This window comes from Massilia psychrophila, assembly GCF_002760665.1.
Lineage (GTDB): Bacteria > Pseudomonadota > Gammaproteobacteria > Burkholderiales > Burkholderiaceae_D > JAFCUW01.
Map to the genome: position 1 here is coordinate 25,952 of NZ_PDOB01000034.1, position 19,512 is coordinate 45,463.

General features: G+C 61.5%; 23 protein-coding genes. 6 read left to right on the top strand and 17 right to left on the bottom strand.

Going from position 1 to position 19,512, the window contains the following annotated elements:
• The first annotated feature begins 8 nt into the window (after nt 1-8).
• A complete protein-coding gene (locus CR103_RS17620; protein WP_099917245.1) occupies nt 9-1,511 on the top strand; it encodes a tripartite tricarboxylate transporter permease in 1,503 nt (500 codons plus the stop codon).
• A gap of 214 nt (nt 1,512-1,725) precedes the next feature.
• Here CR103_RS17620 and CR103_RS17625 read toward each other — a convergent pair whose 3' ends face one another.
• The 4 genes from CR103_RS17625 to CR103_RS17640 form a co-directional block, all read right to left on the bottom strand.
• Nucleotides 1,726-2,307, bottom strand: coding sequence for a TerD family protein (locus CR103_RS17625; protein ID WP_099917246.1), 582 nt, complete (start codon nt 2,305-2,307; stop codon nt 1,726-1,728).
• Between the two features lie 49 nt (nt 2,308-2,356).
• Nucleotides 2,357-3,052: a TIGR00266 family protein gene (locus CR103_RS17630; RefSeq protein WP_099917247.1), complete on the bottom strand. Its 696-nt coding sequence runs from the start codon at nt 3,050-3,052 to the stop codon at nt 2,357-2,359.
• Between the two features lie 104 nt (nt 3,053-3,156).
• Complete coding sequence (locus CR103_RS17635; protein WP_099917248.1) at nt 3,157-3,732, bottom strand: TerD family protein; 576 nt, start codon at nt 3,730-3,732, stop codon at nt 3,157-3,159.
• Between the two features lie 147 nt (nt 3,733-3,879).
• A complete protein-coding gene (locus CR103_RS17640; RefSeq protein ID WP_099917249.1) occupies nt 3,880-4,929 on the bottom strand; it encodes a DUF475 domain-containing protein in 1,050 nt (349 codons plus the stop codon).
• 104 nt (nt 4,930-5,033) lie between these two features.
• Here CR103_RS17640 and CR103_RS17645 point away from each other — a divergent pair, with 104 nt between their 5' ends.
• The 3 genes from CR103_RS17645 to CR103_RS17655 all read left to right on the top strand — a co-directional run bounded on the left by CR103_RS17645 (nt 5,034) and on the right by CR103_RS17655 (nt 8,303).
• Entirely contained in the window at nt 5,034-5,942 is a 909-nt protein-coding gene (locus tag CR103_RS17645) for a LysR family transcriptional regulator (RefSeq protein ID WP_099917250.1), read from the top strand.
• Nucleotides 5,943-6,009: 67 nt separating this feature from the next.
• Nucleotides 6,010-7,350, top strand: coding sequence for a hemolysin family protein (locus CR103_RS17650; RefSeq protein ID WP_099917251.1), 1,341 nt, complete (start codon nt 6,010-6,012; stop codon nt 7,348-7,350).
• A 140-nt stretch (nt 7,351-7,490) separates the two neighbouring features.
• Entirely contained in the window at nt 7,491-8,303 is an 813-nt protein-coding gene (locus CR103_RS17655; protein WP_099917252.1) for a class I SAM-dependent methyltransferase, read from the top strand.
• Here the strand turns inward: CR103_RS17655 and CR103_RS17660 are convergent.
• The 6 genes from CR103_RS17660 to CR103_RS17685 all read right to left on the bottom strand — a co-directional run bounded on the left by CR103_RS17660 (nt 8,300) and on the right by CR103_RS17685 (nt 12,800).
• On the bottom strand, nt 8,300-8,566 hold the full coding sequence (locus tag CR103_RS17660) for a hypothetical protein (protein WP_099917253.1): 267 nt from the start codon (nt 8,564-8,566) through the stop codon (nt 8,300-8,302). The genes CR103_RS17655 and CR103_RS17660 overlap by 4 nt on opposite strands.
• Before the next feature lie 206 nt (nt 8,567-8,772).
• Nucleotides 8,773-9,378 carry an SCO family protein gene (locus tag CR103_RS17665; protein ID WP_099917254.1) on the bottom strand — a complete coding sequence of 202 codons (606 nt, stop codon included), beginning with the start codon at nt 9,376-9,378 and terminating at the stop codon, nt 8,773-8,775.
• Between the two features lie 5 nt (nt 9,379-9,383).
• Entirely contained in the window at nt 9,384-10,286 is a 903-nt protein-coding gene (gene cyoE, locus CR103_RS17670) for a heme o synthase (RefSeq protein WP_099917255.1), read from the bottom strand.
• Nucleotides 10,283-11,452 carry a COX15/CtaA family protein gene (locus CR103_RS17675; protein WP_099917256.1) on the bottom strand — a complete coding sequence of 390 codons (1,170 nt, stop codon included), beginning with the start codon at nt 11,450-11,452 and terminating at the stop codon, nt 10,283-10,285. Before CR103_RS17675 ends, cyoE begins: the two co-directional genes overlap by 4 nt.
• A 3-nt stretch (nt 11,453-11,455) precedes the next feature.
• Nucleotides 11,456-12,091: an SCO family protein gene (locus CR103_RS17680; RefSeq protein ID WP_307719723.1), complete on the bottom strand. Its 636-nt coding sequence runs from the start codon at nt 12,089-12,091 to the stop codon at nt 11,456-11,458.
• On the bottom strand, nt 12,069-12,800 hold the full coding sequence (locus tag CR103_RS17685; protein WP_099917257.1) for an SURF1 family protein: 732 nt from the start codon (nt 12,798-12,800) through the stop codon (nt 12,069-12,071). Before CR103_RS17685 ends, CR103_RS17680 begins: the two co-directional genes overlap by 23 nt.
• A gap of 36 nt (nt 12,801-12,836) precedes the next feature.
• Here CR103_RS17685 and CR103_RS17690 point away from each other — a divergent pair, with 36 nt between their 5' ends.
• Nucleotides 12,837-13,037: a twin transmembrane helix small protein gene (locus CR103_RS17690; RefSeq protein ID WP_099917258.1), complete on the top strand. Its 201-nt coding sequence runs from the start codon at nt 12,837-12,839 to the stop codon at nt 13,035-13,037.
• Between the two features lie 96 nt (nt 13,038-13,133).
• On the opposite strand, the gene CR103_RS17695 is transcribed toward CR103_RS17690, so the two are convergent.
• The 7 genes from CR103_RS17695 to CR103_RS17720 all read right to left on the bottom strand — a co-directional run bounded on the left by CR103_RS17695 (nt 13,134) and on the right by CR103_RS17720 (nt 19,190).
• Nucleotides 13,134-14,015 carry a cytochrome c oxidase subunit 3 gene (locus tag CR103_RS17695; protein WP_099917266.1) on the bottom strand — a complete coding sequence of 294 codons (882 nt, stop codon included), beginning with the start codon at nt 14,013-14,015 and terminating at the stop codon, nt 13,134-13,136.
• A gap of 99 nt (nt 14,016-14,114) precedes the next feature.
• Nucleotides 14,115-14,333, bottom strand: coding sequence for a DUF2970 domain-containing protein (locus tag CR103_RS17700; RefSeq protein ID WP_099917259.1), 219 nt, complete (start codon nt 14,331-14,333; stop codon nt 14,115-14,117).
• A gap of 19 nt (nt 14,334-14,352) precedes the next feature.
• Nucleotides 14,353-14,907, bottom strand: coding sequence for a cytochrome c oxidase assembly protein (locus CR103_RS17705; protein WP_267874012.1), 555 nt, complete (start codon nt 14,905-14,907; stop codon nt 14,353-14,355).
• A gap of 1 nt (nt 14,908) precedes the next feature.
• The gene (locus CR103_RS23040) at nt 14,909-15,016 is read right to left on the bottom strand and encodes a cytochrome oxidase small assembly protein (protein WP_218968495.1); all 108 of its coding nucleotides are present in this window, start codon (nt 15,014-15,016) and stop codon (nt 14,909-14,911) included.
• Between the two features lie 55 nt (nt 15,017-15,071).
• A complete protein-coding gene (ctaD, locus tag CR103_RS17710) occupies nt 15,072-16,679 on the bottom strand; it encodes a cytochrome c oxidase subunit I (RefSeq protein ID WP_099917260.1) in 1,608 nt (535 codons plus the stop codon).
• Between the two features lie 14 nt (nt 16,680-16,693).
• The gene (coxB, locus tag CR103_RS17715) at nt 16,694-17,878 is read right to left on the bottom strand and encodes a cytochrome c oxidase subunit II (protein ID WP_099917261.1); all 1,185 of its coding nucleotides are present in this window, start codon (nt 17,876-17,878) and stop codon (nt 16,694-16,696) included.
• 427 nt (nt 17,879-18,305) lie between these two features.
• A complete protein-coding gene (locus CR103_RS17720; RefSeq protein WP_099917262.1) occupies nt 18,306-19,190 on the bottom strand; it encodes a methyltransferase domain-containing protein in 885 nt (294 codons plus the stop codon).
• A gap of 125 nt (nt 19,191-19,315) precedes the next feature.
• Here CR103_RS17720 and CR103_RS17725 point away from each other — a divergent pair.
• A partial coding sequence (locus CR103_RS17725; protein WP_370659461.1) for a double zinc ribbon domain-containing protein occupies nt 19,316-19,512 on the top strand: 197 nt, incomplete at its 3' end.

Genomic DNA, 19,512 nt, shown 5'->3' on the forward strand with positions numbered 1-19,512 from the left:
GGATCGAAATGGAAATTTTTAGTAACCTCGGTCTCGGTATCGAGACCGCATTCACCTTGACCAACCTGTTTTATTGCTTGGTCGGCGTCTTTATCGGCACAGCGGTTGGCGTACTACCCGGCCTGGGCCCGGTCGCCACCATTGCCATGCTGCTGCCGGCCACTTTCGGCTTGCCGCCGATTTCAGCGTTGATCATGTTGTCCGGCATTTATTACGGCGCGCAGTACGGCGGCTCCACTACCGCCATCCTGGTCAACTTGCCGGGCGAGTCATCCTCGGTGGTGACGGCGATCGATGGCTACCAGATGGCGCGCAATGGGCAGGCCGGCAAGGCGCTGGCCACGGCGGCGCTGGGCTCCTTCTTTGCCGGCACCGTCGCCACGTTGCTGCTGGCCTTGTTTGCGCCGCCGCTGGCCGACCTGGCGCTCAAATTCGGCCCGGCCGATTATTTTTCGCTGATGGTGCTCGGCCTGGTCGCATCCGTCGTACTGGCCAGCGGCTCGCTGCTCAACGCAATCGGCATGGTGATTCTGGGCTTGCTGCTCGGTCTGGTCGGCACCGACGTCAACTCCGGCGCGGCGCGCTATACCTTCGAGCTGCCGCAACTGGCCGACGGCATCAACTTCGTCATCGTCGCCATGGGCATGTTCGGCATCGGCGAAATCATCCGCAACCTGGAACACGACGACGCACGCAAGCTGTTGGTGAAGAAAGTGTCGGGGATGATGCTGAGCAAGGAAGATTTCAAGCGCATCATCGCGCCCGTGTTGCGCGGCACCGCGCTCGGTTCGGCGCTGGGCATCCTGCCCGGCGGCGGCGCCATGCTCGCTTCGTTTGCCGCATACTCGATCGAGAAAAAAGTATCGAAGAACGCGGCGCAGTTCGGCAAAGGCGCGATCGAAGGCGTGGCGGCGCCAGAGGCGGCCAACAACGCTGGCGCGCAGACGTCCTTCATACCGATGCTAACGCTGGGCATTCCGTCCAATCCCGTGATGGCCTTGATGATCGGCGCGATGATCATCCAGGGCATTCAGCCGGGGCCGGCCGTCATGACCGAGCAGCCAGCCTTGTTCTGGGGCCTGATTGTATCCATGTGGATCGGCAACTTCTTTCTCGTCGTGCTGAACCTGCCGATGATCGGTGTGTGGGTCAAGATGATCATGGTGCCTTACCACCGCCTGTATCCGGCGATCCTGACGTTCTGCGCCATCGGCGTCTTTAGTCTGAACAACAGCGAATTCGATGTGTGGCTGATGGCCTTGTTTGGCCTGTTTGGCTATATTTGCGCCAAGCTGGAAGCGGAACCGGCGCCGATGCTGCTCGGCTTCATCATCGGCCCGATGATGGAAGAGTACCTGCGGCGCGCGCTGCTGCTCTCGCACAGCGATCCACTGGTGTTCGTGCAGCGTCCGATCAGCGCCACCATGCTGGCAATGGCGGTCGCGGCGATGGTCGCGGTGATGTTGCCGGCTCTGCGCAAAAAACGCGAAGCCGCATTTCACGAAGCGTAGCCGGGCGAATGGTTCGCAATGATCCGCAGACAGCGGCTATCGGCGTTCTATAGCTCAGCTCGTGTCTGAATGTCGCCCCAAGGGGGGGAACTGCCCCCCTTGGGGCGACACGCGTTGCCGGAGTTGCTAAAGTAAAATGGCAAAAAAAAGCAGGTCCGGTGAAGGACCTGCAAAACGGGACACTACTCGTGACACATACCGACGACGTACGTTTTTACAAGTGCGGTGTGATCTGCGGCATCAGGTCGTCGAAGGTACGGCCGCTGCCGTTTTCGCCGATCGCGTGCATTTTCCATTCGCCGTTGTGGCGGTACAGCTTGGCCATGATCTGGGCCGTGTGGGCGCCTTGTACCGACAGGTCGAAGCGCGCCACTTCCTTCTGGTCGGCGGCGTTGACGATGCGGCAGTAGCCGTTTTCAACCTGCGAGAAGTTCTGGCCGGTAAAACTGTTGACGGTGAAGATGAGCGACTTGATCTGCGCCGGCACCTTCGTCAGGTCGACCTCGATCTGCTCGTCGTCGCCGTCGCCGGCTCCGGTGCGGTTGTCACCAGTGTGAACGATGCTGCCGTCGCGGCTTTTAAGCTGGCGGAACCAGACAAAATCGACCGCCTTGCCGGCCTCGTCGAACATCAGGCATGAGGCGTCGAGGTCGACGCTTTCGGACTTGGAGCCGAAGCCGAACAAGCCTTTTTTCTTGATGGCATCCCAGCCCAGGCCCATGACGATGCGCGTGAGCGCGCCGCCGGCTTCTTTGTCGAGCGAGATTTTCTGGCCTTTTTGCAAACTGACTGACATGTGACTCTCCTGGAATGAATTGGAATAAGTTAGGCTAAATTAGGATAAATTAGCGCGCACCCTGCTGGGCCCACGCTTTGAACGCCGCGCGGTTGCGCGAGCAGACATAGACTTTGCCGCGGCCGGAAAAGCGCAGTACCACGCCTTCACCGCTGGTCTGGCTGTTGACTAGGTTGCCGAGGAAGCCGCCGCTGTTGCCGGTGGTGACCGATATTTCGTAGCGCAGCGTGCTGTCCCAACACACCACATGCGCGTTGTCGATGATGGCGTCCTTGCCGGGTTCGACATCGAGCGCCGACATCGAGCCGAAGCCCGACACCACCACCTGCCCGCTGCCGGACGTCTCGGTGACGAAGAAGCCACCGCTCTGGGCGAACAGGGCGTTGCCGACACTCTGGGTGCGCACCTTCAGGTCGACCTTGGCGCTAGCGGCAACAAAAGCGCCATCGCTGATGATGTAATTGTTGGGGCCGACATCGACGATCTGCATCGCCCCGGGCAAGGTCGGCGACAGCAGGCAATCGCCGTTGCCGCGCACCGCCTCGATGTGTTGCTGGAAGAACGATTCGCCGTTGGCGAAGGTGCGCATCAATGCGCTGCCGAGCCCGCCCTTCATCTTGCCTTTCAGGTCGAGCGTGGCTTCCATCATCACCATCGCGTCGGACTCGCAATAGATGGTTTCACCTTTGGCGAGCGCGACGTGGAGGAATGGGTCGACGTCCCCCGTCACTGTAAACACTGGCATCCGGAGCCTTCCTTTCAGCTGAGCTAAATTGCGGCACGCAGCCTGTGGCCACGGCCCGCAAACGAACTAAAACGGTGCAAACCAAACTGCCTTGCGTCGACAGCTTATACGTTGACGCCGAAGTTCTTGGCGAGTGGCCCGAGGCCGCCCTTGAAGCCCTGGCCAATGGCGCGGAACTTCCACTCGGTGCCGGCGCGATAGACTTCGCCAAATACCATCGCAGCTTCCGTCGAGCCGTCTTCGGACAGGTCGTAGCGGGCGATTTCGGTGTTGCCATCCGCGTTCACGCAGCGCACGAAGGCCTTCGATACCTGGCCAAAATTCTGCTTGCGCGTTTCAGCATCGTGGATCGTGACGCAGATGGAGACCTTGTCGACGTCGGCCGGCACATTGGCCAATTCGATGGTTACGGTTTCGTCATCGCCGGCGCCGGCGCCGGTGGTGTTGTCGCCGGAGTGGACGATCGAGCCGTCGGTCGACTTCAGGTTGTTGTAGAACACGAAGTCGGCGTCGGAGCGCACTTTGCCGGAAGCGTTCAGCAGGAAGATCGCGCCGTCCAGGTCGAACGCGGCGCCATCGGTAGCGCGGGTATCCCAGCCGAGGCCGATAATCATCTTGGTGATGCCGGGAGCTTCTTTGCTCAGGTTGACGTTGCCGCCTTTTTGCAGACTGATTGCCATGGTGTAGATCTCCTGGTTGGTTTGGTAGTTAATGGTTGCTTAAAAAAAATTGCAATTTACATCTTACAAGTCACAACTAGCTTCAATGAACACCTGATACTTTGACACGCGCTGCGAACCGGTGTCCATCGGTGCGCAGCGTTTTTTTTATGCAGCCACTTGCATTTTCTGGTGTTGTTTGTTGTGGCGGACCGACGACCAGATTGAGGCGGCAACGAAGGCAACACCAATCAGCCCGGTGAACAATTCCGGAATGTGGTACTTCATACTGCCAAGCATGATCAACGCCAGAATACCAATCGCGTAGTGTGCACCATGTTCGAGGTAGACGAATTCGTCGAGCGTACCTTTTTTGACCAGGAACACCGTCATCGAACGCACGAACATCGCACCGATCGCCAGGCCGAGCATGATGATCACGACGTCGTTGGTGATGGCAAAAGCGCCGATCACGCCGTCGAAGCTGAACGAAGCATCGAGTACCTCGAGGTACAGGAAACCGCCGATACCGCCGCGCTTGACCATGTCGCCGACATTGCCGCCCTCTTCCTCCGCGCCCTCCAGCAGGCTACTGAGGACGTCGACGCCGACGTAGACCAGAATGCCCCACAAGCCGGAAATGAGCACCACCATCTTTTGCGCTTCGGCTACCAGCGACAGGCTGGCCATCAAGGCGACGATCGCCAGCATCACCGCGATCGACGATACCTTGCCGAGCGAACCGATCTTCTTTTCGATGTTGCCCAACCAGTGCATTTGCTTCTCGTCATCGAGCAGGAAGTTGAGGAAAACGAGCAACAGGAACATGCCACCGAAGGCCGCCACTTCCGCATGGTGGGCCGTCAAGTGGGCCGAATACTGCTTCGGGTCCGTCAGCGCCAAATTCCACACTTCTGCCATGCCAAGGTCGGCCGCCATCGCCACGATTACCAGCGGGAACAGCAAGCGCATACCGAACACGGCGATGATGATGCCGACACCGAGGAACAGCTTCTGCCAGAAATCGTCCCAATTTTTCAGGACCGACGCATTCACTACCGCGTTGTCGAACGACAGCGACACTTCCATGATGCCGAGAATGACGGCAACGCCGAACGCCGTCAGCGCGCCAGGCCAGCCGTTATGCGAGTATCCCCACCAGCCAGCTGCGGCCAGGCAGATGAACGTGACGATGAATGAAATCCTGAAATGCTTCATATTTGTCTTCCCTTCGAGCTTTATTTGATGGTAGGCAGTGTAAAGGCAGGCTGAAGATTGAAAAAGGGAAGATAATCGAACAAATACCTCTGAAAAACAGGACCATGAAAAATAACGGCATGAATTTCCGTCACCTGTACTACTTTTGGGTGGTGGCCAAGGAAGGCGGCGTCACGCGCGCCGCGGAGCGGCTCGGCGTGGCGGTGCAGACCATCAGCACCCAGCTCAGCCTGCTGGAGCAATCGATCGGCAAGGCGCTGTTTTCGCAGCAGGGCCGGCGCCTGGTGCTGACCGAATCGGGACGCACCGCGCTGGCCTACGCCGACCAGATTTTCCTGCTTGGCGAGCAGATGCAGGAGGCACTGGGCGAGGCCGACGGCGCCAAGATCCGGCTAACGGTCGGCATTTCCGATTCGCTGCCGAAGCTGACTGCCTTTCGCCTGCTCGAAGCGACAATGCGCCTCGAGCGCCAGGTGCGGCTGGTGTGCTACGAGGACCAGTTCGAGGCCTTGCTGGGCGACCTGGCGCTGCACAAGCTCGACGTCGTGCTGACCGACCGCGCCGTGCGTTCGGGCACCACCTTGCGCGTGTTCAGCCACCAGCTGTTAGAAAGCGAAACCGTGGTGGTCGGGGCGCAGACGCTGGCCGCCGTCTACCAGGGCGGCTTTCCGCGCAGTTTGAACGGCGCGCCGTTCTTACTGCCAACCCGCAATAATACTTTGCGTGGACAGATCGACGAATGGTTCGAGCAAAATGGGGTGCGGCCCGACATCGTCGGCGAATTCGAAGACAACGCCCTGCTCAACACCTTCGGGCGGCGCGGCCTCGGCTTGTTCTTTACGACCGCCGCACTGGCGAGCGACATCCTCGAACAGTTCGGCGCCGTGCTGGTCGGCCCGGTGCCGCACATGCGCCAGCAGTTCTACGCAATCTCCAACGAACGCAAGATCCGCCATCCCGCGGTCGACGCCATTTTGTCCGCCGTGCATCACGGCGTGCTGAGCGCGGTATGACCGGTACAATGCCGTTGTAATTGTCGCATCCGCACCCCCCGAATTTTCGTCCTCTTTTTTAAATTTTATGCAAAACGTCTTGTTAGTCCTGCTGGCCCTCGTCCTTGTGATGCTGAACGGCTTTTTCGTCGCGGCCGAATTCGGCATCGTCACTTTGCGCAAGACGCGCATCCGCGCCATTGCCAGGACGCAAGGTTTGCGCGGACGAATTCTTTCCAAGGTGCACAACCAGCTCGACGCTTACCTGTCGGCCTGCCAGCTCGGCATCACGCTCGCCTCGCTCGGCCTCGGCTGGGTCGGCGAGCCGGCGTTTGCCAGCCTGCTCGAGCCGCTGTTCGGCCTGGTGGGCATCGATTCGCCGTCGGTGGTGCGTGGCGTGTCGTTCGTCTTCGCCTTCAGCGTGATTTCGTTCCTGCACATCGTCGTCGGCGAACTGGCGCCGAAGACGCTGGCGATCCGCAACCCTGAAATCGTCGGCCTGTGGTGTTCGATTCCGCTCTACGGCTTTTATTGGGCGATGTTCCCGGCCATCTGGGTACTCAACAAAAGCGCCAACATGGTGCTGCGCATCGCCGGGCTCGACGGGCACGGCGGCCACGAGAGCCATTACTCGACTGAAGAACTCAAGCTCATTTTGCGCACCAGCCAGCCGGGCGAAAAACACACCCGCGACGAGCGCCATATCCTGGCCCAGTCGCTCGACTTCAGCCACATGCAAGTGACCGACCTGATGCGCCCGATCAACGAAGTGATCGCGCTGCACGCCACCAAATCGCTCGAGGAAAATCTCGATACGGTGCGCCGCAACCGCTTCAGCCGCTATCCGTATTTCGACGCTAACGGCGAGGACGTGCTCGGCATCATCCACCTGAAGGACTTGTTCTTAGCGCAACAGGCCGGGCGCCCGATCAGCAACCTGACCCAGTACCTTCGCCCGGTCGAGACGATGTCGGCCCGCACTCCGGCGCAGGAAATGTTCCGGCGCTTTCGCGACGGCGCGCCCCACTTCGCGTTGATCGGCGAAAAAGGCAAGCGCGCGGTTGGCTTCATCACGCTCGACAACCTGCTCGGCGCAATGGTCGGCGAAATCCGCGACGAATTCCGCCTCAACGAAAACGACTGGCTGCGGCAAAATGACGGCACGTTGATCGGCAAGGCCAGCCTGCCGATCTTTTCGCTCGAACGCATCCTCGGCATCGACATCGACAACGAGGAACTTGGCCTCGACGACGTCGAGTCGGTCGGCGGCCTGTTGATGGTGAAGCTGGGCGACATCCCGAAACAGGGTCAGCGCATCGAATTTCCACGCTTCGACATCGTCGTCAAGAAGATGAACGGCCCGCGCATCGTGCTGCTCAAGGTGATTCCGCAACTGCAGCGCGAAACCGATACCGACGAATTCGACTGACGGCGCGGCTGCAAGCCCCACTAGCGCGCCGCTGATAGCTCACAGGCCGGTCCGCTTGAACCGGCGCCGATTCCTGCGATACTGTCTGGCGCGGCCACGCCCGCCATTCCGGCCGGCGGCCGTGAACGTGGAGAACCGTCATGCTCACACCGGAAATGGTAGCGCTCAAGAGCCGTCTGAAGGCAACCTGGATGTCGGGCGACTATGGACACTTCGCCCAGTATCTCGAACCTGGCGCGCTGGACTACCTGGAACGGCTGGCGATCGCGCCCGGCACCCGCGTGCTCGACCTTGGCTGCGGCGCCGGCCAGATCGCTATTCCCGCGGCCAAGGCCGGCGCTGACGTGACCGGCATCGACATCGCCGCCAACCTGATCGAACAGGCTAGAGCCCGCGCCCTCGCCGCTGGCGTGACGGTCTGCTTCGAAGAGGCCGATGCCGAAGAATTGCCGTTCGCCGATGCTTCGTTCGACCTGGTGGTGAGCTTGATCGGCGCCATGTTCGCGCCGCGGCCGGATCAGGTCGTCGCCGAGATGGTGAGGGTGTGCCACCCGGGCGCCCGCATCGCAATGGCGAACTGGACGCCGGAGGGTCATGTCGGCCAGATGTTCAAGATTATCGCCAAGCATTTTCCACCCCCGGCCCTGATGCCGTCGCCAATGAAATGGGGTGACGAGGCATGCGTGCGCGAGCGGCTCGGCAAGCGCACCTCGAAGCTGGCCATGACGCGCCGGATGTATCGGCTGCACTACCCGTTTGCACCCGATGAGGTGGTGGATTTCTTCTTCGCGTTCTACGGCCCCGCCGTGCGCGCGTTTGAGGGCCTCGATGCGTGGCACCAGGACAAGCTGCGCAAGGAATTGACGCAGCTATGGAGCGCCAACAACAGGGCAAAGGACGGTTCGACGTTTGTCGAAGCCGAGTACCTGGAGGTGACGGCGCGCCGCAACTAGGCAGTGCTGACCAGCTGGTCCGGCTGTTCCGGGTCAAACAGCGCGGCGTCGGCCATGGCGGTGCGCTCCGCTTCGGGCTGAAGGTTGAGCGACTCCTCCGGCTCGAACTGTTCTTCGTCGATGTAATCCTCGTCGTCGTCGAACTCGTCGCGGGGCGCCGCCGCCACTGCCGCAGGCCGGCTCGGCGATTTTTTCGGCGCATGGGATTCGCCTTGCCAGGACAGCATGGCATTGACGATGATTTGGAAATGCTCGATGTTCACGGTTGCCCCCAAAACGGTTGTGTTCGTTAAGGAAGAATAGGCCTGTCGAGGTCGGTTTGTTTGATCTCGATCAGTAGTCGGCGCGTCAAGCCGTCGGAACTAATCGTCCTCGTCGCGGTACAGCAAGAAACCGACAAAGGCGGCCAGGCGCATCTGCACAGCGCCAAGTCGCGCCCAGGTCTCGCCGAAGCGCGATTCCATCAGTCTCAGTTCAGCAGCGCCCTGAGGTCATGCACGATCGGCGCCGCTCCCTGGCCGTGGCGCACGAACAGGCGCACCATACCGTTCTTGTCGAACACATAGCTGCCGGCGGTGTGGTCCACCGAGTAGCTGCCCGCTTCCTTGCCCGGCACCTTGGCATAGAACACCTTGAATTCCTTGGCCACCCTGGCGGTGGCGGCGGCGTCGCCGTACAAACCGAGGAAGCGCTTGTCGAAGGCTGGCACGTATTGCGCCAGCAACTCTCGGGTGTCGCGTTCCGGGTCGAGCGTGATGAACAGCACCTGCACCTGGTCGGCCAGCGGTCCGAGCTCCTTGAGCACGCCGGACAGTTCCGCCATCGTGCTCGGGCACACGTCCGGACATTGGGTAAAACCGAAGAAGACCAGCACGACCTTGCCCTTGAAGTCGGCCAGGGTACGCTCCTTGCCGGTATGGTCGAACAGGGCAAAATCCCGCGCGTACTGCAGGCCCGTGACGTCGGTGTTCTGGAAGGTGGGGGTGCTGGCGGTAAGCTTGTCGAACTTGTCGCACCCGGCCAACCCCAGCGCCATGCCGAAAACGAGGGCGGAAACACCAAACAATTTTTTCATCTATTTTAGAATCGGAGGTAATGGTCAACCAGCAACGCGGCGAACAGCAGCGACAGGTAGATAATCGACCAGGTGAACGCCTTGCGCGCGACCAGGTCGCTGTAGTGGCGGTGCACGCGCCAGGCGTGGCGCAGGAAGACGACGTTGAGCGCCACCGCGCAAACGAGGTAAATCAGGCCGCTCATGTGCACCGCGAACGGCAGCATGGTGGTGGCGGCCAGCGCGATCGAATACAGCCAGACGTGGAAGCCGGTGAACTGCATGCCGTGCGTGATCGGCAGCATCGGCAGGCCGGACTTGGCGTAGTCGTCGCGGCGGTACATCGCCAGCGCCCAGAAGTGCGGCGGCGTCCAGACAAAAATGATCAGCACCAGCAGCCAGGCCTGCATCGGCACGTCGTTGGCGATCGCCGCCCAGCCCAGCGCCGGCGGCATCGCCCCGGACAGGCCGCCGATGACGATGTTTTGCGGCGTGGCGGGTTTGAGGATCATCGTGTAGACGACGGCGTAGCCGACAAACGTCACGAAGGTGAGCCACATGGTCAAGGGATTGACCAGCGCGTACAGCACCCACATGCCGGCGCCGCCGATGATGGCCGAGAAAACCAGGGTTTGACGGCGGCTCAGTTCGCCCATCGCGGTGGCGCGGCGCGCGGTGCGGGCCATGCGGGCATCGATCTCCGCCTCGACCAGGCAATTGACGGCGAAGGCGGCGCCGGCCAGCAGCCAGATACCGATGGTGGCGGCCACCACCAGGCGCCATGGCGGCAGGTCGTCGGTTGCGAGGAACATGCCGATCACGGCGCAAAACACCGCCAGCTGGGTGACGCGCGGCTTGGTCAGCGCCCAGTACTGGGCGATCCGGTTGACCTGCTTGCGCGGCTTTTGTAGTGCGGTTTGACTAGTCATGAGGGGCTTATCGGGCGTGGGTCTTGCAAGGGAGCGACCTTTGCCCGGGCTTGCGCGAGGCTGCGGTTGGTCTCGAGCTGATACTTCGTTTTGTAGTTTAACATGGTCACCAACAGCACGAGCAGGGCGGCACCGGCGTTATGCATTACGGCAATTGCGAGCGGAAAACTGAAAAACACCGTGGCGATGCCGCTGGCCGCCTGCGCCACCAGCACGATGGCGACCAGGCGCGCGGTGCGCCGCAAGGCCGGCTGGCGCCACGCCGCCCACGCTGTCCAGCCGAGGCCGGCTGCGACGACCAGCGCGAAGTTGCGGTGCACCCAATGGATCGCCGTCAGCGCGCTGAACGGCAGGTAGTGGCCGGCGGCGGTCTTGCCGAGTTCGCGCCACAAAGTGAAGCCGTGCTCGAAGTCCATCGCCGGCACCAACTGGCCGTTACACAGTGGAAAATCGCTGCACGCCAGGGTGGCGTAATTGGTGCTGACCCAGCCGCCCAGCGCGATCTGCACCATCAGCAGCACGGCCGACGCCAAGGCCAGCGCCCTCACCCGCCGCAGCGTGGCTACATCGCCACCGGCCTGGTATGGTTTGATTAAAAAATTTTCGCGCCCGCCCATCCACGTCAACAAGGCGAGTAGGCCCATGCCGAGCAGCAGGTGAATGGTGACGATCACCGGCTGCAGCTTCTGCGTCACAGTCCAGGCGCCGAACGCGCCCTGCACGCAGACGAACAGCAGCAGCGCGGTCGGCAATGCCGGCGCGAAGGCGGCGCCGCGGTTGCGCCGCCATTGCAACCAGGCCTGCGCTGTCAACGCCATGATCAGCACGCCGATACCCATCGCCAGGTAACGGTGGATCATCTCGATCCACGCCTTGACGACGCTGACCGGGCCGTCCGGCATGGCCGCTTGCGCCGCGCTGATTTGCTCGTGCGCGAGGAAAGGATTGGCCAGGCCGTAGCAGCCCGGCCAGTCGGGGCAGCCCAGGCCCGAATCGGTCAGGCGCGTGAAGGCGCCGAACACGATCAGGTCGAACGTCAAAAACGTCACCGCCCACACCAGCTTGCGGTATTTGTTGGCGTCGGCCGAGATCCAGACCATTGCCAGCGGCAGGCTCGCCGCCAGCAGGCCGATGACGCCCAGTTGGGCAAGGGTAGCCGGCTGCATCGCTTAGCCGATCGCCGATGCTTTGAGCAGCTTGCCGAGGTCTTTCTTGACCTTGGCGTAGTGCTGCACTTTTTCCGCTTCGGTGGCGCCTGCCGGCACCGGAGGAAACCGCATCATCAGGTTGCCGAGCGGGTCGATCAAGAAAATCGAGTCGTCCAGATTCGCCCCCGGCTCGACGGGCAGCCAGTTGGCGACAAGCGCGTTTGGCGCGCGCAGCATGCGCATGCCGTCGAGCTCGCGCATCAGCGTGGTCTCGAGCGGAGCGCTATCGGTGATGAGCCAGACGCGCTCGATGCGCTCCATCTCCTTGCCCGTCATCGAGCGCACCTGGCGGATCGCGAACATCTGCTCCATGCAGGTCTTGTCGCAGGCCGCCGGGCCGGTCTTGAGCATGACCCACTTGCCCTTGAAGGTGTCGAGGCTGGCTGGCCTGCCGTCTGGCGTGCTCGCTTGCAAGGCCGGGATCGGGTAGGCGCGCGCGTCGATGATCGCGCCGAAATTGGTGCGCCCCTGGGGCTTGATGACATAGTAGGTGAGATACGAAAAAATCAGCGGCGACGCGCATACCGCGAGCACCATCAACAGTTTCCAGCGGCCGCGTCGCTGCGGCGCGGCTTCAATCGGTTTGGTCTGTTCCACGTGAAAATCCTGTAATGACAAAAAATAGGAACGCCATGACTGCCAGCGCATACCATTGGAACGCATAGCCCTGGTGTTTCTCGACACCGAGCGAGGGGGCCGGCCAGTTGCGCACCAGGCCTTCGAAGGCCGGCGCCGGGCCGCCTTGTTCGATGAAAAACGGTTGCAGTTTCAGCCCGCTCGCTTGCGCAAACTGGGCCGGATCGATATTTTGCACGATCGCGCCGGGCTGCACCGGCTCGGGTGTTCCCAGCTGCATCACGTGGCCGGCGCTGGCCTTGACAATGCCATCGACCGTCACCAATCCTTCTGGCGTCGCAAAGTGAGGCAAGCGGGTGGCGTCGCCGGTGTGCCGTGGCAGCCAGCCGCGCGACACCAGCACATGGGTGTCGGATCCCGCGATTTTCAATGGCATCAGCAAATAAAAGCCGGCGCGGCCATTTTGCGGGCGGTTGTTCAAGAACAAAGGCCAGCCGGCGACAAACTGCCCGGTTGCCCGGACCTGGCGATATTCGAGGGCGGCGCCGGCGGTGACCAGCGCCGGCGCCAGCACCAACGGCGCCTCGGCCGCGCGTTCGGCCAGCTTGGTTTGCAAGCCGGTTTTCTGCGCCGCGCGGCGTTCCTGCCATTGCCCGAGCGACACCCCGGCCGCCACCAGCAGCACGGTGGCAACAAAGGGGATCGCGCGAAACCGGAAGCTGATACGCATTACAATGGATCCTTTGTCAAACCTGCCCAACCCGCCATGAAAATCCTCGTTGCCATCGCTTTTATCCTGATCCTAGGCAGCCTCGGCTCGGCCCTGTTCTTCCTCATGCGCGACAAGGGCAAGAGCAACCGCACCGTCAACGCGCTGGCGATGCGGGTTGGCCTGTCGATCACCCTGTTCCTGCTGCTGCTGGCAGCCTACGAGATGGGCTGGATCGCGCCGACCGGCCTGCGTTGATTCGGCCACACCGTTCAGGAAAAAAGCCGCACGAGGGATTATCCCGCGTGCGGCTTTTTCTTGCAGCGCATGCGCTGCCGCCGTTACATCCGCAAATTATAGCCAATAAATGACAACGTACAGGCCGAGCCAGACGACGTCGACGAAGTGCCAGTACCAGGCGGCGCCTTCGAAACCGAAATGGTTGTCGGCCGTAAAGTGGCCTTTCAGCACACGGTACAGGATCACCGACAGCATGATCGTGCCAAGCGTCACGTGAAAACCGTGAAAACCGGTCAGCATGAAGAAGGTCGAGCCGTAGATGCCGGACGTCATTTTCAAGTTCAGTTCGCTGTACGCATGCATGTACTCGTAAGCCTGAAAGCCCATGAAGACAGCGCCCAGCACGATCGTGGCGGCCAGCCAGAAGGCGGTCTTGGCGCGGTGGCCGGCACGCAGCGCATGGTGCGAGATGGTCAGCGTCACGCCCGAAGACAACAGCAAGGCGGTGTTGATGGTCGGGATCGGGAACGGGCCCATGGTGGTAAAAGCATCGACCGTGCCGGCCGGGCCGGCGTTGCCCCATTGACCGGCAAAGTCGGGCCAGATCATTTTGTGGTCGATGTCGCCAAGCCACGGCAAGCTGATTGCGCGGGCATAAAACAGCGCGCCGAAAAAAGCGCCGAAAAACATTACTTCGGAAAAGATGAACCAGCTCATCGACCAGCGGTAGGACAGGTCGATGTTCTTGCTGTACTGGCCGGCTTCGGATTCGCCGATGGCGTCGCCGAACCAGAAATACAGCACCAGGATCGTCGCCAGGATGCCGGCGATATTGATGATCGGGCCCCAGCTTTGACCGTTGACCCAGCCTGAAGCGCCGATCATCGTCACCAGCAAGGAAATGCCGGCAAACAACGGCCACTTGGAAGGACCCGGCACGAAATAATGCGGTGCGGCGTGCGATGCGGCGTGGCCTGTGGCTTGCGGTGAACTCATCTTCATCTCCTCATTCAAACTTGGTATTCGGTCAGTTTCGTGGTGCGGCGGTTTGGCTTTTATGCCAGCGGTGCTTTACTTCTTGTTCTGATTCTTACTTTATTGCGCGATCGCGATTTTTACCAGCATCACCAGCACGCCGATGAACAACAGCACGCCGATCAGCGCGGCCACGATCAGGTGCAGCGGATTCAGGTTGGCCGAATCATGCTCGTAATCGCTGCGCTTGCGAATGCCGAAGAACGACCAGAATACCGCTTTCATGGTCGCCCAGAACGACGCATTGCGTGAGCCCGCTTTTTTGCTTTCCTTATCCATGCCGCCTTTTTTCCAGCCGCTACTTCATTGCCTGGGTGCCGGCAATTTCAAAAAACGTGTACGACAGCGTGACCGTCTTGACGTCGCGCGGCAAGGCCGGGTCGATGAAAAACACCACCGGCATTTGCCGCGCCTCATGCGGTCTCAAGGTCTGCTGCTTGAAGCAGAAGCACTCGACCTTCTTGAAATGCGGCGTCGCCGACTGCGGCGCGTAACTCGGTATGGCCTGCGCTTGCACCGTGCGGTCTTGCGTGTTGACCACCTCGTACATCACGGTAGCCAGCTCGCCCGGATGGACGTCGATGCTGCGGGTGGTCGGGCGAAACCGCCATGGTCCCTGCGCATTGCCGTCCAGCTCGACCGTAATGGTGCGACTGGTGTCGACCTGCGTGTTGGCTGGCCGCTCCACCGTGCCATCTTGCTGCGTCAGTACGTTGATGCCGAGCAATTCGCACATCTGCCTGTAGACCGGCACCAGTGCGTAGCCGAAGCCAAACATCACCACCGCTACGACCACCAGCTTGCCGAGCATTGCCCGGTTCAGGCGCAAGCGCCGTGTAGGATCTTTGGACACGTCAGCTCAACCAGATGCGTTTGATAAACACCATCGCAAAGAAAAATACCGCGATACCGGCAAGCACCAGCCCAGTCTTCAGGTTGTTCGGCTTTTTTGGCTCAGTCATGGTTACCACTTAACTTGGTTTCGAAGGCGACTCGCGCCGCCCTCGTGAAATACGCTTACTTGACGATCGGCGGGACTTCGAAGGTATGGAACGGCGCCGGGCTCGGCACGGTCCACTCCAGGCCTTCGGCGCCATCCCATGGCTTGGCCGCCGCTTTGGCACCGCCGCGGATGGTCGGCAAGATCACGAAGAACAAGAAGTATGCCTGCGACAGGCCGAAACCGAAGGCGCCGATGGTGGCCAGCGCGTTGAAATCGGTGAACTGCGCCGGATAATCGGCGTAGCGGCGCGGCATGCCGGCCAGGCCCAGGAAGTGCATCGGGAAAAACGTAATGTTGAACGTGATGAGCGAGGCCCAGAAGTGAAACTTGCCGCGGCCTTCGTTGTACATGTGACCGGTCCACTTCGGCGACCAGTAGTAGAAGCCGGCGAACAGGGCGAACAGGGAACCTGCCACCAGCACGTAGTGGAAGTGCGCCACGACGTAATAGGTATCCTGCAGCTGGATGTCGATCGGCGTTACCGCCAGGATCAGGCCGGTGAAGCCGCCCATGGTGAACACGAAGATGAAGCCGACGGCGAACAGCATCGGGGTTTCGAACGTCATCGAACCCTTCCACATCGTGGCGACCCAGTTGAACACCTTGACGCCGGTCGGCACCGCGATGAGCATGGTGGCATACATGAAGAACAGCTGCGACGTCACCGGCATGCCGGTGGTGAACATGTGGTGGGCCCAGACGATGAACGACAGGATCGCGATCGAGGCAGTGGCGTAGACCATCGACGCGTAGCCGAACAGCGGCTTGCGGGCGAAGGCCGGCAGAATCTGCGAAACGATGCCGAACGCCGGCAGGATCATGATGTAGACCTCGGGGTGACCGAAGAACCAGAAGATGTGCTGGTACATGACCGGATCGCCGCCGCCGGCGGCGTTGAAAAACGAGGTGCCGAAGTGACGGTCAGTCAGGGTCATGGTGATGGCGCCCGCGAGGACCGGCATCACGGCGATCAACAGGTAGGCGGTGATCAGCCAGGTCCAGCAGAACATCGGCATTTTCATCAGCGTCATGCCGGGAGCGCGCATGTTGAGGATAGTGACGACGATATTGATCGAGCCCATGATCGACGAGGCGCCCATCAGGTGCATGGCGAAAATCGCCATGTCCATGCCCGGCCCCATCTGGGTCGACAGCGGCGCATACAGCGTCCAGCCGGCGGCGGTCGCGCCGCCAGGCACCAGGAACGACGTCGCCAGCAGCAGCGCCGCCGGTGGCAGCAGCCAGAACGAGAAGTTGTTCATGCGGGCAAACGCCATGTCGGCGCAGCCGATCTGCAGCGGGATCATCCAGTTGGCGAAGCCGACGAACGCCGGCATGATGGCGCCGAACACCATCACCAAACCGTGCATGGTGGTGAGCTGGTTGAAGAACTCGGGCTGGAAGAACTGCAGGCCAGGCTGGAACAGCTCGCTGCGGATCATCAGCGCCAGCACGCCGCCCGACATCAGCATGATCATCGAGAACCACAGGTACAAGGTACCGATGTCCTTGTGGTTGGTGGCGTACAGCCAGCGGCCGATGCCGGTCGGTTGGCCGTGGCCATGATCGTGGGCGTGATCGTGTGCGTGATCGTGGCCGTGATCTACAGTGTTTGTGCTCATTCTTCTACTCCCGATTACTTACGTGCAGCCAGGACTTCGGCTGGTTGAACGATGTTTTCCGCGGCCTTGTTCGACCAGTTGTTGCGGGTATAGGTGATCACCGCAGCAATATCTGAATCCGACAATTGCTTAAAAATTGGCATTTGGGAAGGATACTTGCCGCTATTTTGGCCGTTCAGAAGGACGTTGATCTGGCCCGCTTTCGGGCCGTTCACCACGGCCGAGCCGTCCAGCGCGGCGAACGCGTTAGGGATGCCCTTGCCGTTGGCCTGGTGGCAGACCGCGCAGTTGGTGGCGTAGACTTTTTCGCCCTTGGTTTTCAGTTCGTCGATGGTCCACACTTTGGCCGGATCGTCGGCCAGTGCCGCCATGTCTTTTTTCTTGCCTGCGACCCAGGCCGTGTAGTCGGCGTCGGAGACGACCTTGACGACGATCGGCATGAACGCGTGCTCTTTACCGCACAGCTCGGCGCACTGGCCGCGGAAGGTGCCGATTTTTTCCGACTTGAACCAGGTGTCGCGCACGAAACCGGGGATGGCATCTTGCTTGACGCCGAAAGCGGGAATCATCCAGGCGTGGATGACATCGTTGGCGGTCAGGACCATGCGGATCTTCTTGTTGACCGGCACCACGACTTCATTGTCGACTTCGATCAGGTAGTTCTCGCCGCGCGGCTGGGTCGGCGCCACGCCGGGCGAACCGATCTGGGAACGCGGCGTCGACAGGCTCGACAGGAAAGAGATGCCCTCGCCTTCGCCCTTCAGGTAGTCGTAGCCCCAGCGCCACTGCATGCCGGTGGCCTTGATGGTCAGGTCGGCGTTGGAGGTGTCTTTCATCGCCACCACGGTCTTCGTGGCCGGCAGCGCCATGGCGATGACGATCAGGAACGGAATGATGGTCCAGGCGATCTCGACCGCAGTCGATTCGTGGAAGGTTGCCGGCTTGTGGCCGAGCGAGCGGCGGTGCTTGAACACCGAATAGAACATCACGCCGAAGACGCCGACGAAAATGACCACGCAGACGACCATCATCCAGGTATGCAGATCGTAGATTTCGGACGCAATGCGCGTCACTGGCGGTTGCAGATTCAACTGGTATTCAACCGGACGCCCCGTCACCTCGGGGGCAGCCATGGCCGGGATGCTGGCCGTGATCGCCAGACCGAGCATCAAGGCTTGAAGTCGCTTTGCATATGTCATGTTTGTCCCAACCCACCCAAAAATAAAGATCTTTTTTTATCGCCAGCGAGCCGGATTCCGACCGCCGCCGCACTTCCCAACACCTGCGCAAAAAGGGCCCAGGCAGCCTCGCCGCACCAGATGCGGTCGACATCGGCTGAACCGCGGCATCGGCCAAAAGGTGAACTGCGCACACAAATGAACGCTGACTTGTTTTTACTGCTGTCGACCCCATGTATAGTCAGATACCTGGCTGCATGTATCTATTGCGCGCATGATCCAGTCGACAAAATTCGTTGTTGATTATACTCAAGGAGTAGCCTGGGCATCAAGGGTATTCCCCGTCACGCCATTTCGCCCCTGTTTGCCCCCTCGCGCGCCACAGATTTTGTTTCTTTTTCATCAACTCAGGCGGTCCGCAAGAGCGCCCGCGCCGCATGCCCTGCTTTTATTCCGGTCGGCGCGGCTGGAACCGCACGATCGCCTCGCCTGCCGCGGTGACACGCGGCGCCGGCCGGAACGCGTGGCCGTAAATCACTTCGAACGTCAGCGCCAGCTTGCCGTCGGCGCGGCGGCCGCGCTCGAGCGCGGCTTGCAGGCGGTCGAACGCGGCGCGCCCCATCAGGCCGCGGCCGCGCGTGGCCAGCGGATTGCCACCCAGCGCGCGCACGTCGGCCAGCAGCGCCTGCGCCGTGTCGTACGTCACGGTAATGACTTCCATATCCATCACCGGGGTCGAAAACCCGGCCTCGACCAGCTGGTCGCCGAAATCGTGCATGTCGACGAACGGCAGCACGTGCGCCAGATCATCCACTTCGGCAAATGCCGTGCGCAGCTCGCGCAACGAGTCCGGCCCGAAGCTCGAGAACATCAGCAAGCCGTCGACTCTCAGCACCCGGCGCCATTCGGCAAACACGCGGTCGGGCTGCGGGTGCCAGTGCAATGCCAGGTTCGACCACACCAGGTCGATTGAGTTCGGGCCGAACGGCAGGCTGCCGAAGTCGCCCGCCAGCAGGTCGATGCCGGCTTTTGCCGGCAGCAAGCGATTCAACAGCGATTTGCCGGCGGACGAAGCCGGCCTGGCCGCGGCCGCCATTGCCTGTGCGGCGTCGAGCCCGAGCACCTGGGCCGCCGGATAAGCTTTCTGCAGCAGCGGCAGGTCGGCGCCGGCGCCACAACCAGCGTCGAGCACCCGTTGCGGCGCCATCCGCACCAGGCCGAGGCGCTCACGCATGCGGCCGGCGATCTCGCGGCGCAAAAAGTCCGATGGCGCAACCAGCTGCGGCCGGGCGAACAGCCGACGTACCCGCGCCAGGCCGATCGGCGCGCTCATGCTGGCGTTGGGGGTGGCAGTCGATTGAGGGGAAACCATGGCGCGCCGCGATGAAATGAGATAATGGCAGAAGTGTACATGGCGAAGTATACCTTGTTGTCCCACCTTTGTCTGGAGCCGAGCCGATGGCCCACCGTTTGCGCCGCATGCTGCAGCGCTGGCCGCAGTTTCTGCTGCCATCCCTGTGCGCGCTCTGTGGCGCGCGCTGCGGCGGCGCCGTCTGCGCGCCCTGCCACGCCCAGTTCGTCACGCCAACGCCGCGCTGCCCGCGCTGCGCCAACCCGGTCGGCGCGCTTGACGCGCGGCGCGAGTGCGCCGCCTG

Excerpts from the sequence above, each read along its gene's own strand:
- CR103_RS17620 (WP_099917245.1), top strand. The coding sequence starts at position 9 with ATGGAAATTTTTAGTAACCTCGGTCTCGGTATCGAGACCGCATTCACC.
- CR103_RS17625 (WP_099917246.1), bottom strand. The coding sequence starts at position 2,307 with ATGTCAGTCAGTTTGCAAAAAGGCCAGAAAATCTCGCTCGACAAAGAA.
- CR103_RS17630 (WP_099917247.1), bottom strand. The coding sequence starts at position 3,052 with ATGCCAGTGTTTACAGTGACGGGGGACGTCGACCCATTCCTCCACGTC.
- CR103_RS17635 (WP_099917248.1), bottom strand. The coding sequence starts at position 3,732 with ATGGCAATCAGTCTGCAAAAAGGCGGCAACGTCAACCTGAGCAAAGAA.
- CR103_RS17640 (WP_099917249.1), bottom strand. The coding sequence starts at position 4,929 with ATGAAGCATTTCAGGATTTCATTCATCGTCACGTTCATCTGCCTGGCC.
- CR103_RS17645 (WP_099917250.1), top strand. The coding sequence starts at position 5,034 with ATGAAAAATAACGGCATGAATTTCCGTCACCTGTACTACTTTTGGGTG.
- CR103_RS17650 (WP_099917251.1), top strand. The coding sequence starts at position 6,010 with ATGCAAAACGTCTTGTTAGTCCTGCTGGCCCTCGTCCTTGTGATGCTG.
- CR103_RS17655 (WP_099917252.1), top strand. The coding sequence starts at position 7,491 with ATGCTCACACCGGAAATGGTAGCGCTCAAGAGCCGTCTGAAGGCAACC.
- CR103_RS17665 (WP_099917254.1), bottom strand. The coding sequence starts at position 9,378 with ATGAAAAAATTGTTTGGTGTTTCCGCCCTCGTTTTCGGCATGGCGCTG.
- cyoE (WP_099917255.1), bottom strand. The coding sequence starts at position 10,286 with ATGACTAGTCAAACCGCACTACAAAAGCCGCGCAAGCAGGTCAACCGG.
- CR103_RS17675 (WP_099917256.1), bottom strand. The coding sequence starts at position 11,452 with ATGCAGCCGGCTACCCTTGCCCAACTGGGCGTCATCGGCCTGCTGGCG.
- CR103_RS17685 (WP_099917257.1), bottom strand. The coding sequence starts at position 12,800 with ATGCGTATCAGCTTCCGGTTTCGCGCGATCCCCTTTGTTGCCACCGTG.
- CR103_RS17690 (WP_099917258.1), top strand. The coding sequence starts at position 12,837 with ATGAAAATCCTCGTTGCCATCGCTTTTATCCTGATCCTAGGCAGCCTC.
- CR103_RS17695 (WP_099917266.1), bottom strand. The coding sequence starts at position 14,015 with ATGAGTTCACCGCAAGCCACAGGCCACGCCGCATCGCACGCCGCACCG.
- CR103_RS17700 (WP_099917259.1), bottom strand. The coding sequence starts at position 14,333 with ATGGATAAGGAAAGCAAAAAAGCGGGCTCACGCAATGCGTCGTTCTGG.
- CR103_RS23040 (WP_218968495.1), bottom strand. The coding sequence starts at position 15,016 with ATGACTGAGCCAAAAAAGCCGAACAACCTGAAGACTGGGCTGGTGCTT.
- ctaD (WP_099917260.1), bottom strand. The coding sequence starts at position 16,679 with ATGAGCACAAACACTGTAGATCACGGCCACGATCACGCACACGATCAC.
- coxB (WP_099917261.1), bottom strand. The coding sequence starts at position 17,878 with ATGACATATGCAAAGCGACTTCAAGCCTTGATGCTCGGTCTGGCGATC.
- CR103_RS17720 (WP_099917262.1), bottom strand. The coding sequence starts at position 19,190 with ATGAGCGCGCCGATCGGCCTGGCGCGGGTACGTCGGCTGTTCGCCCGG.